Source organism: Pseudarthrobacter sp. 1G09, assembly GCF_050038305.1.
Lineage (GTDB): Bacteria > Actinomycetota > Actinomycetes > Actinomycetales > Micrococcaceae > Arthrobacter > Arthrobacter equi.
Map to the genome: position 1 here is coordinate 1,140,491 of NZ_CP188306.1, position 12,440 is coordinate 1,152,930.

Annotated in this window: 11 protein-coding genes; 10 read left to right on the forward strand and 1 reads right to left on the reverse strand. The window is 65.5% G+C overall.

Annotation, left to right across the window (positions count from 1 at the left end; all coding sequences use genetic code 11):
- Positions 1-13 precede the first annotated feature (13 nt).
- The 9 genes from ACP3TD_RS05330 (at position 14) to ACP3TD_RS05370 (ending at position 10,461) form a co-directional block, all read left to right on the forward strand.
- Complete coding sequence (locus tag ACP3TD_RS05330) at positions 14-418, forward strand: tautomerase family protein (RefSeq protein WP_426765895.1); 405 nt, start codon at positions 14-16, stop codon at positions 416-418.
- 190 nt (positions 419-608) lie between these two features.
- The gene (gene iolC, locus ACP3TD_RS05335; RefSeq protein ID WP_426765897.1) at positions 609-1,625 is read left to right on the forward strand and encodes a 5-dehydro-2-deoxygluconokinase; all 1,017 of its coding nucleotides are present in this window, start codon (positions 609-611) and stop codon (positions 1,623-1,625) included.
- Positions 1,622-2,557, forward strand: coding sequence for a Cgl0159 family (beta/alpha)8-fold protein (locus ACP3TD_RS05340; protein WP_426765899.1), 936 nt, complete (start codon positions 1,622-1,624; stop codon positions 2,555-2,557). The genes iolC and ACP3TD_RS05340 overlap by 4 nt, the downstream gene beginning before the upstream one ends.
- Before the next feature lie 6 nt (positions 2,558-2,563).
- Positions 2,564-4,534, forward strand: a complete 1,971-nt coding sequence (iolD, locus tag ACP3TD_RS05345) for a 3D-(3,5/4)-trihydroxycyclohexane-1,2-dione acylhydrolase (decyclizing) (RefSeq protein WP_426765901.1) — start codon at positions 2,564-2,566, stop codon at positions 4,532-4,534.
- Positions 4,535-4,577: 43 nt separating this feature from the next.
- Positions 4,578-6,092: a CoA-acylating methylmalonate-semialdehyde dehydrogenase gene (locus tag ACP3TD_RS05350; RefSeq protein ID WP_426765902.1), complete on the forward strand. Its 1,515-nt coding sequence runs from the start codon at positions 4,578-4,580 to the stop codon at positions 6,090-6,092.
- A gap of 23 nt (positions 6,093-6,115) precedes the next feature.
- A complete protein-coding gene (locus ACP3TD_RS05355) occupies positions 6,116-7,027 on the forward strand; it encodes a sugar phosphate isomerase/epimerase family protein (RefSeq protein WP_426765903.1) in 912 nt (303 codons plus the stop codon).
- A 45-nt stretch (positions 7,028-7,072) separates the two neighbouring features.
- Positions 7,073-8,086: a Gfo/Idh/MocA family protein gene (locus ACP3TD_RS05360; protein ID WP_426765905.1), complete on the forward strand. Its 1,014-nt coding sequence runs from the start codon at positions 7,073-7,075 to the stop codon at positions 8,084-8,086.
- A gap of 72 nt (positions 8,087-8,158) precedes the next feature.
- Positions 8,159-9,034 carry a sugar phosphate isomerase/epimerase family protein gene (locus ACP3TD_RS05365; protein ID WP_426765906.1) on the forward strand — a complete coding sequence of 292 codons (876 nt, stop codon included), beginning with the start codon at positions 8,159-8,161 and terminating at the stop codon, positions 9,032-9,034.
- A complete protein-coding gene (locus ACP3TD_RS05370) occupies positions 9,031-10,461 on the forward strand; it encodes a sugar porter family MFS transporter (protein ID WP_426765907.1) in 1,431 nt (476 codons plus the stop codon). The genes ACP3TD_RS05365 and ACP3TD_RS05370 overlap by 4 nt, the downstream gene beginning before the upstream one ends.
- 93 nt (positions 10,462-10,554) lie before the next feature.
- Here ACP3TD_RS05370 and ACP3TD_RS05375 read toward each other — a convergent pair whose 3' ends face one another.
- Positions 10,555-11,004 carry a MarR family winged helix-turn-helix transcriptional regulator gene (locus ACP3TD_RS05375; protein ID WP_426765909.1) on the reverse strand — a complete coding sequence of 150 codons (450 nt, stop codon included), beginning with the start codon at positions 11,002-11,004 and terminating at the stop codon, positions 10,555-10,557.
- A 163-nt stretch (positions 11,005-11,167) separates the two neighbouring features.
- On the opposite strand from ACP3TD_RS05375, the gene ACP3TD_RS05380 reads away from it, so the two are divergent.
- A complete protein-coding gene (locus ACP3TD_RS05380; RefSeq protein WP_426765910.1) occupies positions 11,168-12,391 on the forward strand; it encodes an MFS transporter in 1,224 nt (407 codons plus the stop codon).
- Positions 12,392-12,440 lie beyond the last annotated feature (49 nt).

Here is a 12,440-nt window from a genome sequence, read left to right on the forward strand (position 1 = left end):
AAGGAGAACTCGAATGCCATTGGTTCGCATTGATGTCAATGAAGGCCGCACCCCGGATGAGCTGCAGCGCCTGAGCCGCGGAATCCACGACGCCATTCTCGCCGAGTATGGCATCCCGGAGCGCGACTACTTCCACATCCTCACCGAGCACTCCAAGGGCCAGCTTGTGGCCCAGGACGCCGGGCTTGGGTTCGAGCGTACGGGTGGAGTGGTCATGATCCAGATCTTCACCCAGGCCGGCCGCTCCCAGGAAGCCAAGCAGCAGCTGTTTGCTGCCGTTGCAGGGAAGCTCTCTGAAGTGGGCGTTGCCGGCGAGGATGTCTTCATCGGATACGTGGAAAATACGGCCGGCGACTGGTCCTTCGGCTACGGCCGTGCCCAGTATGTCACCGGCGAACTGGCCGTCCCCAAAAAGTAGCCCGCCGGCCCCCCGCGTTGAAGGCGGGGACACGGATAAATGCACGTTGTAAGTATGTCAGTACAAACCTTTGACAGGACATTCGATCTAGGGCAAAGTAGTGCCTGTGGCCCACACCACGGCCTTTACGGCCCGGACCACCAGCCTTCCGAAGGTGCCACGTTCCACACCAGAAAGGTCCACGATCACCGTGACCCATGAGCTTCTTACGATCGGGCGCATCAGCGTTGATATTTACCCGAACGACATCGGGGTTGGCCTGGAGGACGTTAACTCCTTCGGCAAGTACCTGGGCGGTTCGCCCTCGAACGTTGCCGTTGCCGCCGCCCGGCACGGCCGCCGGGCCGGCGTCATCACCCGCACCGGGGATGACGCGTTCGGCACCTACCTGCACCGCGAGCTGCACAAGTTCAACGTCGATGACACCTTCGTGACGCCGGTTCGGGAGTGGCCCACCGCTGTCACCTTCTGCGCCATCAAGCCCGCCACGGACGAGTTCCCGCTCTACTTCTACGGGCGCTTCCCCACGGCGCCGGACCTGCAGATCAAAGCCGAAGAGCTGGACCTGGACGCGATCCGCGAGGCAGGGATCTTTTGGTCCACTGTCACGGGCCTCTGCCAGGAGCCCAGCCGCAGTGCCCACATCGCCGCACACGAGGCCCGCCCGCGTACCGGGCTCGCTGAGGGCCAGTTCACCATCCTGGACCTGGATTACCGGCCGATGTTCTGGGCCTCCGAGGAGGAAGCCCGGGCCGAGGTCGCCAAGATTCTGCCGCACGTTACCGTCGCCATCGGCAACGACAAGGAATGCGCCGTCGCAGTGGGGGAGGGAACCCCCGACGAGCAGGCGGACCGCCTGCTCGCCGCCGGCGTGGAGATCGCCGTCGTCAAGCTGGGCGCCGAGGGCGTCATGGCCAAGACCCGCACCGAGCGCGTCGTCTCCGCACCAGTCCCGGTGGAAACCCTGAATGGACTCGGCGCCGGGGATTCGTTCGGCGGTGCCTTCTGCCACGGCCTGCTCTCGGGCTGGCCGCTCGAACAGGTGCTGGACTACGCCAACGCCGCCGGCGCCATTGTCGCATCCCGCCTCTCCTGCGCTGATGCCATGCCGACGCCGGAGGAAGTCACCTCCCTGCTGGCCGAACGCGGCCGCACCGTGCCGGGTGCCGTTTCCGACGCCTCCATTCCCGAAGGAGCAGCACTGTGACCCTCACCCCCGTTAGCACTGGCCGGGCCGTGGACGATGATCCCCGCCGGTACGAGCACCTGAGCACCATCCGGCTGGAAGACCCTGAAGCCGTGGCCCGTGCGGCCAAGTCACGCCGCCGCCACCCGGGCCTGAAGGCCGGCCGGCAGAACTTCATCGTCGCCGCAGACCACCCCGCCCGGGGTGCACTGGCCGTCGGATCGGATCCTGTGGCCATGGCAGACCGCCGCCAGCTGCTGGACCGCCTGCAGATCGCCCTGGCCAACCCGGCCGTGGACGGAATCCTGGCCTCCCCGGACATCATGGATGACTTGCTCCTGCTGGGCGCCCTCGACGGCAAGCTGGTCTTCGGGTCGATGAACCGCGGCGGCCTGGCCGGTCTGGTCAATGAGTTCGATGACCGGTTCACCGGCCACACCGCGGCCGCCCTTGAAGCGCTCGGTGCCGACGGCGGCAAGATGCTGACCCGCATCTGCTTGGGCGACCCGGATACCGTCGCCACCCTCGAGGCCACCGCCAAAGCCATCGATTCACTGGCGGAGCGGAAGCTGATCGCCATGGTGGAGCCTTTCCTGTCCGTCCGTGAAAACGGCAGGGTACGCAATGACCTGTCCACCAACGCGGTGATCAAGTCCATCGGCATCGCAGAAGGCCTCGGTTCCACCAGCGCCTACACGTGGATGAAACTCCCGGTCGTAGCGGAAATGGAACGCGTCATGGCTGCCACAACCATGCCCACCGTCCTCTTGGGCGGGGATCCGGAAGGGTCCCAGGACGAAGTCTTCGCCACCTGGGGAGCTGCCCTGTCCCTGCCCGGCGTCCAGGGCCTCACCGTAGGCCGGACGCTGCTCTACCCCGAGGACGGGGACGTTGCCGGCGCCGTCGCCAGCGCAGCCTCGCTCCTGCACCACACCTCAGAAATTCCGGAGTAAACCGCCATGGGCACAACTACGCGCAGGATGACGGTGGCCCAGGCCGTCGTCGAATACCTTTCCAAGCAGTACACCGTCGACTCCATCAACGGGGTGGACTACCGCGAGCGGCTCATCCCCGGGACCTTCGGGATCTTCGGGCACGGCAACGTGGCCGGTGTAGGCCAGGCGCTGAAGCAGTACCAGCAGCTGGACCCCGCCATCATGCCGTATTACCAGGGCCGCAACGAACAGGCCCAGGTCCACCAGGCCGTCGGCTACGCCCGGCACACCCGCCGCCGCCAGACCTACGCGGTCAGCACCTCCATCGGCCCCGGTTCCTCGAACCTGCTGACCGGTGCCGCGTTGGCCACCACCAACCGCCTGCCCGTGCTGCTGCTGCCCAGTGACACGTTTGCCACCCGGGCCGCGGACCCCGTACTGCAGCAGCTGGAGCAGCCCTACGCCTACGACATCACGGTTAATGATGCGTTCCGGCCGCTGTCCAAGTTCTTCGACCGCGTGAACCGGCCGGAGCAGCTGTTCTCCGCCTTCCACCACGGCCTGCGCGTCCTCACCGACCCGGCCGAGACCGGTGCTGTGACTATTTCGCTGCCGCAGGATGTCCAGGCCGAGGCCTTCGACGTCCCCGAGGAGTTCCTGGCTGAGCGCGAGTGGCGGATCCGCCGCCCCGATGCCGACGATGACGACATCGCCCGCGCCGTCGCAGCGATCCGCTCCGCGAAGCGTCCGCTGATCATTGCCGGCGGCGGTGTCCTGTACGCCTACGCCAACGACGAACTGGCGAAGTTCGCCGAACTGACCGGCATTCCGGTGGGCAACACGCAGGCCGGCGTCGGCGTCCTGCCCTGGGACCACCAGCAGTCCCTCGGCGCGATCGGTTCCACCGGCACCACGGCGGCGAACGCCATTGCTGCCGAGGCGGACCTGATCATCGGCATCGGCACCCGCTACGAGGACTTCACCACCGCTTCCCGGACCGCTTTCCAAAACCCGGACGTGCGCTTCGTGAACATCAACGTTGCCCCGATCGACGCGTACAAGCACGGCACTACGCTGCCGATCGTCGCCGATGCCCGCAAGGCACTGGTCAAGCTCAACGCTGCCCTGGGCGGCTACCGGATCGGCGCCGACCTCGAACAGCAGATTGCCTCCGAGAAGAAGCGCTGGGATGCCACGGTGGACGAGGCATTCGACACCCGCTACACCCCGCTGCCGGCCCAGAACGAGATTATCGGGGCCACCTCGCGGGCCATGGACGCCCGGGACGTCGTGATTTGCGCCGCCGGGTCCCTGCCCGGTGACCTGCACAAGATGTGGCGCGTCCGCGACCCGTTCGGCTACCACGTCGAATACGCCTACTCCTGCATGGGCTACGAGATCCCCGGCGGCCTCGGCGTCAAGCGAGCAGCCCTCGCCGAAGCGAAAAGTACGACGGCGGCAGGCGAGCCAGGCGCGGAGGTGCGGGACGTCGTCGTGATGGTGGGCGACGGTTCCTACCTGATGATGCACACCGAGCTGGTCACCGCCGTCGCGGAGCGCATCAAACTGATCGTGGTGCTGATCCAGAACCACGGCTATGCGTCCATCGGCTCGCTCTCCGAGATGCTGGGCTCGCAGCGCTTCGGCACCCAGTACCGGGCACTGAACGAAGAGCAGCACAGCTTCGACGCGGGGGAGACCCTGCCCGTGGACCTGGCCCTCAATGCGGAGTCCCTTGGTGTGAAGGTCATCCGGATCGAACCGGGCGAGAAGGTCATCGCCGAACTCGAACAGGCTGTGCGCGACGCGAAGGCTGCCCCGGAAGGAACCGGGCCCATCCTGATCCACGTTGAATCCGACCCCCTGCTGGACGCGCCGTCGTCGGAATCCTGGTGGGATGTCCCCGTCTCCCAGGTGTCCGAACTGGATTCCACCAAGCAGGCCTTCCAGACCTACGCCGACCACAAGTCCCGCCAGCGCAAACTACTCGGCTGACCCTGTACCTCCATCCCCTTCGAACCACTCAAGGAAGAGTCCCATGACTGCCACAACCACCGAAACCACCGTCATCAACCACTTCATCAACGGCGCCGAAACCGCAGGTGTTGGTGACCGCACCACCCCGGTTTACAACCCGGCCACCGGCCAGGTCTCTGCCGAGCTGCGCCTGGCCAACCGCGCCGACCTGGACGCCACCGTCGCGGCCGCCCGCGCCGCTGCCGATACCTGGGGCGACATTTCCCTGGCCAAGCGCACCGCTGTTCTGTTCAAGTTCCGTGAACTCGTCGCCGCCCACGTGGACGAACTCGCCCAACTGGTCACCGCCGAGCACGGCAAGGTCCTCTCCGACGCCAAGGGCGAAATCGGCCGCGGCCTCGAAGTCATCGAATACGCCTGCGGCGTCCCCACCCTCCTCAAGGGCGACTACTCCGACCAGGTCTCCACCGGGATCGACGTCTTCTCCTTCCGCGAACCCCTCGGCGTGGTCGCCGGCATCACGCCGTTCAACTTCCCTGTCATGGTGCCGCTCTGGATGGCGCCGATGGCCATCGCCACCGGCAACGCGTTCATCCTCAAGCCCTCCGAACGCGATCCCTCCGCCTCCCTGCTGCTCGCCAAGCTCTGGAAGCAGGCCGGCCTGCCTGACGGCGTGTTCCAGGTCCTGCATGGTGACAAGGAAACCGTGGACGGGCTCCTGACCCACCCGGACGTGGACGGCATCAGCTTTGTTGGTTCGACCCCGATCGCACAGTATGTCCACGAGACCGCCACCAAGCACGGCAAGCGCGTCCAGGCCCTGGGCGGGGCGAAGAACCACGCCATCATCCTTCCCGACGCCGACCTCGACAACGCCGCCGACCACCTGGCCGCAGCAGCGTTCGGCTCCGCCGGCGAACGCTGCATGGCCATCTCCGTCGCCGTTGCCGTCGGGGAGGCCGCCGACGCCCTCGTCGCCAAGGTCCAGGAACGCGCCGAAGCCGTCAAGGTCAACAACGGCACCGAACCCGACGCCGAAATGGGCCCGGTCATCACCCCCGTCTCCAAGGAACGCATCCTTCGGATCGTCACCGAAGCCGAGAATGCCGGCGCCGCAATGGTGGTTGACGGCCGCGACCTCGTGGTCCCCGGTCACGAAGACGGCTTCTGGGTGGGCCCCACCGTCCTTGACCACGTCAAGACCGAAATGACCGCCTACCAGGAGGAAATCTTCGGACCCGTCCTCGTCGTGGTCCGCGTCGACACCCTCGAAGACGGAATCGCCCTCATCAACGCCAACCCCTACGGCAACGGCACCGCCATCTTCACCTCCTCCGGCGCCGCCGCCCGCAAGTTCCAGCGTTCCGTCACGGTCGGCATGATCGGCATCAACGTGCCCCTGCCCGTCCCGGTGGCCTACCACTCCTTCGGCGGCTGGAAGGCTTCCCTCTTCGGCGACAAGCACATCTACGGCCCCGAAGGCGTATCGTTCTACACCCGCGGCAAGGTCATCACCTCCCGCTGGCCCGAAACCCACCACGCCTCCGGCGCCTCCTACAACTTCCCCTCCAACTGACACCAGAGAGAGACAACGCTGTCATGACTGAGAACAAGCTGATCATCGGCACGGCACCGGACTCCTGGGGAGTCTGGTTCCCGGACGACCCCAAGCAGACCCCGTGGGAACGCTTCCTGGACGAAGTGGTGGAGTCCGGCTACAAGTGGATCGAACTGGGCCCGTATGGCTACCTTCCCGCGGATCCGACCCGTCTGGCGGAAGAGCTCAAGGCCCGTGACCTCAAGATCTCCGCCGGCACCGTGTTCACCGCCTTCCATCGCGGCCTGGACCAATGGGAAACCGCCTGGGAGCCGGCACGCAAGGTCGCCGAACTCACCGCGGCAATGGGCGGTGAGCACATCGTGGTCATCCCGGCCATGTGGCGGGACGACGTCACCGGTGAAGCGGTGGAAAGCGGCACCCTGAGCGAGAAGGCCTGGAGCGACCTGTTTACCGGACACAACCGCCTGGGCAAGACCCTGCTCGAGGACTTTGGCCTGCAGCAGCAGTTCCACTCCCACGCTGACTCCCACGTGGGTGCCCAGCAAGACATCGAAACACTGCTCGGCGCCACTGACCCGCAGTACCTGAACCTCTGCCTGGACACCGGGCACGCCGAATACTGTGGTGCCTCCAGCCTGGACCTGATCAAGAACTACCCGGACCGGATCGGCTACCTGCACCTGAAGCAGATCAACCCGGACATCCTCAAGAAGGTCAACGAGGAAAACATGACGTGGGCAGCTGCTAACCTGGCCGGCGTCATGACCGAACCGCCCAACGGCCTGCCGGACCTCCGTGCGGTCATCGAAGCCGTGGAAGCGCTGGACCGGCCCATCTTCGGCATTGTGGAGCAGGACATGTACCCGGTGGCCTTCGACGTGCCTATGCCGATCGCCAAGCGCACCCGCAACTACCTGCTGTCCTGCGGTTCCCGCACCGCCGTCAACTGACGGACCAGCACAGCCCACTCCCTCCAGATCCCAAAGGACAGAACAATGACTGAAATCCTTCGCGTCGCCGTCATCGGCGCAGGCCGCATGGGCGCCGACCACATCCAGCGCCTCAACAAGCGTATTCACGGAGCTGAAGTTGCCGCCGTCGTCGACGTCGACCTCGCACGTGCCCAGGCCGCCATCGAAGGCATCCCGGGCGCTGTAGCCCTCGCCGACGCCGAGGAAGCCCTGAACAACGGCGACGTCAACGCCGTCCTGATCGCCACCCCCGGCTTCCTCCACGAGGACATCCTGCTCAAGGCGATTGCCAAGGACATCCCGATCCTTTGCGAAAAGCCGCTCACGCCCGACGCCGAATCCTCCTGGAAGATCGTCGAGGCCGAGGTGGCACTGGGCCACAAGCGGATCCAGGTAGGTTTCATGCGCCGCTTTGACGCCGAGTACGCTTCGCTGGGCAAGATCATCCGCGACCACGAACTGGGCGAACTGCTGATGCTGCACCACCAGCACCGCAACCCCACCACCCCGGCGGGGTTCACCAACGAGATGCTGATCAACGACTCCGTGGTCCACGAGTTCGACGCCATCCGATACTTCACCGGCGAGGAAATCACCAGCATCCAGGTCCGTTTGGGCAAGGCCACCAAGAACGCTCCGGCCGGCCAGCACGACCCGCAGCACGTCCTGCTGGAGACCGAGTCCGGTGTCCTGGCCGACGTCGAGATCTACGTCAACGCCAAGTTCGGCTACGAGGTTGCCACGCAGGCCGCTTTCGAAGACGGCATCGTCAGCATCGGCGGCGACAAGGGGCCCTACACCCGCAGCGCCGGCCGCTGGGGCGGCAACGTCACGCCCGGCTTCGAAGAGCGCTTTGGCGCGGCGTACGACGTCGAAATCCAGTCGTGGGTTGACGCTGCACTCAAGGGCGAAATCGGCGGTCCGACCGCCTGGGACGGGTACGCCACCGCAGCCTGCTGCGAAGCCGGCGTCGAAGCACAGAAGAACGGCGAAAAGGTCGCCGTCAAACTGGCTGCCAAGCCCGACCTCTACAACTAGGACAGGAGAAGGGGACGGAAGCATTCCGTCCCTTTTCCGTTCCCCTGACTGATCCACAATGGAGTGTTTTTCGTGAAAATCGCACTTGACCCCACCCCGTTCCACCACTCGCACAGCCTGCTGGAGTTTCCCAAGGTGGTGGCGGACCTTGGCTACAAGTACATGCAGATGACCCCGCACGCGGACTTCATCCCGTTTTTCAACCACCCGAAGGCCGACGACGACCTGGTTGGCCAGCTGAAGAAGGCCTGCCGCGACGCCGGAATTGAGATCGCATCGGTTCTGCCGGTGCTTCGGTGGTCCGGTCCGGACGAGGATGCCCGCGAGGCAGCCGTCCGCTATTGGAAGCGTGCCATCCAAATCACCGTGGACCTGGGCGTCAGCACTATGAACACCGAGTTCAGCGGCCGCCCCGAAAAGGCCGAGGAATCCGAGCGTGCGTTCTACCGTTCAATGGAGGAACTGCTGCCCATCATCGAGCGTGAGGGCATCGACCTGTTGATCGACCCCCACCCCGACGACTTCGTGGAAGAGGGCCTGGCGGCCATCCGCGTGATCCGGGGCGTGAACTCGAAGAACGTGGGCATGGTCTACGTGGCCTCGCACAGCTTCCACATGAAGAACCAGCCGCTGGAGATCATGCGCGCGGCGGGGGACAAGCTGCGGCTGGTCCACGTGGCCGATACCATGGACCACCATGCCTCGCACGGCCTGCGCTACATCACCAACCCTCCGGGCAACCCGGTCCGCGTCCACCAGCACCTGAAGGTCGGCGACGGAGACGTGAACTGGGACGAGTTCTTCGGGGGGCTGAAGGAAATCGGCTTCCTCGACCGCGAGGATACCGTGATGGTCTCGAGCGTCTTCGCCGAGGACGACAACGCTGACGAGGTGTCCCGGTACCAGCTGGACACCATCCAGCAGTACGTCCAGAAGGTCAGCGTATGAGTGTGCCTGCGCATACGGAAACCAAGCCCGGGAACCACAAGAAGGCGCTCCGGACAGTCACCATCATCTCTACGTTCGGCGGCCTGCTGTTCGGTTATGACACGGGCGTGATCAACGGCGCGCTGCCGTACATGCAGGAGGACCTCGGCCTGACGCCGCTCACCGAGGGCCTGGTGACATCCTCGCTGCTGTTCGGTGCGGCCTTTGGTGCACTGTTCGGCGGCCGGCTGGCCGACCGCAACGGCCGCCGCAAGATGATCATGGTCCTGGCCGTCATCTTCCTGGCCGGCACGCTCGCCTGCACGTTCTCCCCGACCACCGAAGTGATGATCGCCGCGAGGTTCATCCTGGGCCTGGCCGTGGGCGGCGCCTCGGTGACCGTCCCGGTTTACCTTGCGGAAGTGTCACCGAGCGACCGGCGCGGGCGGATCGTGACGCAGAACGAGCTGATGATCGTCACCGGCCAGCTACTGGCCTTTATCTTCAACGCCTACCTCGGCAACACCTTCGGCGAGGCCGGCGGCATCTGGCGCTGGATGCTGGTGATCGCCACCCTTCCTGCCATCGCGCTGTGGATCGGGATGAACTTCATGCCCGAGAGCCCCCGCTGGCTCGCTTCCATGGGCAGCTTCGGCGAAACGCTCAGCGTGCTGCAGCGGATCCGGTCCCAGGAGGAGGCCAGAAAGGAGTTCGAGGAAGTCAAGGCCATGGCCGTGGAGGACTACAAGTCCAAGATGGGCACTTGGAAGGACCTGGGCATCCCGTGGCTCCGCCGGATCTTCTTTGTGGGCCTCGGGTTGGCAGTGATCCAGCAGATCACCGGCGTGAACTCCATCATGTACTACGGCACCCAGATTCTGTCGGAATCCGGCTTCGGCCGCGAAGCGGCCCTGACCGCCAACATCGCCAACGGCGTCATCTCGGTGCTGGCCACGTTTGTCGGCATTTGGTTACTAGGCAAAGTGGGGCGCCGCAGGATGCTCATCACCGGACAGGTCGGTACGACGACGGCGCTGCTGCTGATCGGGCTCTTCTCACTGATCCTGCCGGAAGGCTCCGTGCGGGGTTTCGCTATCCTTGCGCTCACCGTGACGTTCCTGGCCTTCCAGCAGGGCGCCATTTCACCGGTCACCTGGCTGATGCTGTCCGAGATCTTCCCGTTGAAGATCCGGGGCCTGGGCATGGGGGCGTCCGCTTTCGTGCTCTGGATCATCAACTTCCTGGTGGGCTTTGGGTTCCCCCAGCTCATGGCGGCCATCGGGCTGTCCAACACGTTCTTTGTTTTCGCCGTGCTGGGTGTGGGCGCCATCGCGTTCGCCGCGAAGTACGTTCCGGAGACCAAGGACAAGAGCCTCGAGGACCTGGAGCATTACTTCAAGAACGTTGCCGGGCAGAAGCCCGGGGCCGCCGCCGGCAAACCGAACTAGCCCGGCCGCTTATCGTTGCGCCACAACAGGTGATGCCCCTCCGGTGATTCCCGGAGGGGCATCTTCTGTTGGTGCTGGAACGTTGGGCCGTGACTACGCCGGAACGTGAAGCGTGGGAAGCGCACCCACCAGGGGTGCAAGTTCCGGCAGCGCCTGCGCATGTTCAAGGGCACGTTCCAGGGTGGCGTCGTGGACCGGGCGGGCTTCGGCCAGCAGCGTGCTGCCGATGGGGGTGAGCTCGGTGTAGATGCCCCTCCGGTCGTCGTCGCAGAGGATCCTGGTCAGCAGGCCCCGGTCCTCGAGCCGGCTCACCAAACGGGTGGTGGCACTGGGGCTAAGGGCCGTGGCCCGGGCCAGCTGCTGCATGCGCATATGCCAGCCGTCCTGCCGGTTCAATGCGTCCAGGACGGTGTACTCCACCACGGACAGTTGGGACTCCGCTTGAAGGGACCGTTCCAGCTCGCCCTCGATCAGGCCGTGCAGGGCCGCCAGGGTGCGCCAGCCCTGCGCACGGACCTCGACGGCGTCGTCCTTGATGCCCATGGATACTCCTTCCGGTGCGCGGCTGCGGAGGACCGCTGCCGGCAACACCTAAATAGTTGCTTGCGCGGTATATTTGCATGTGCAACAATAAATACCGCGCCTGCAATTATTTTAGGCGCCATTCCCCCTCAGAACAACCAGAACAGCTCAAAGGAGCATCACCATGCCTGTTGGCCTGATTGCCCTCGCCCTTGGAGGGTTTGGCATTGGACTCACCGAATTCGTTATCGCGGGGCTCCTGCCTGACGTTGCCGCCGACTTCGGGGTGAGCGAGGCGTCCGCGGGATGGTTTATCTCGGGTTACGCGCTCGCCGTAGTGGTGGGCGCCCTGGGGTTGACGGCGGCCGTGACCAAACTGGAGCGCAAGCCGGTCCTGGCCGGCCTGCTGGTCCTGTTCATCGCCGGGAACCTGCTGTCCGCAACGGCTGCTGACTACTGGCCCATGATGCTGGGCCGGGTCATCGCCGCGCTCTCGCACGGCGCCTTCTTCGGCATCGGGGCAGTGGTGGCTGCCGGCATGGTTCCGCCGAGCAGGAAGGCCGGTGCCATCGCCCTGATGTTCACCGGGCTTACTGCCGCCAATGTGCTGGGAGTCCCCTTTGGCACCCTGCTGGGCCAGGCCGCCGGATGGCGGGCCACCTTCTGGGCCATCACCGTGATCGGTATGGCGGCGCTCGCCGGCATCCTGGCGCTGGTGCCCCGGCAGGCCGCCGCAGCAGAATCCGGGGGAAGCCTGCGTTCAGAGCTTGGCGCGTTCCGCTCCGGCCAGGTGTGGCTGTCCATCGTGGTCACTGTCTTGGGGTTCGGCGGCATGTTCGGCGCGTTCACCTACATCGCCTACACCCTCACAGAAGTGTCGGGATTCGCTGCCTCAACCGTCCCTTGGCTCCTGATTGTGTTCGGCGTCGGGCTGTTCGCCGGCAACACCCTTGGTGGCAAGGCTGCCGACCGGAACGTGGACCGCACCCTGCTGGTGGTGCTCGCCTTCCTGGCTGTGGTCCTGGTGGCGTTCGCCCTGGTGGCAGCCAACCCCGTGCTGACCGTGGTCTCCCTGGTGCTGATGGGAGGTTTCGGCTTCGCCACCGTGCCGGGGCTGCAGATGCGGGTCATGAAGTACGCCCCGGGTGCGCCTACCCTGGCCTCGGGCGCCAACATCGGCGCCTTCAATGTGGGGAACGCCCTGGGCGCCTGGCTTGGCGGCGTCACCATCACGGCCGGCTTCGGCTACACGTCCCCCATTTGGGCCGGGGCTGTCATCACCCTGGCGGGCGTGGCCGTCATGGCCTTTGCTGCGGCGGCTGCCAAGCGGAGCAAAACCCGCATCGATGCGCCGGCCGAAGCCCCGGGCGGGGCGTCGGCGGAGGCTGCAGGCGCGGTCCGCGTCTAAAACCGTTGTCCAGGTACGCAGGACTGGCGTCCGGAAGCCTGCCCAACTG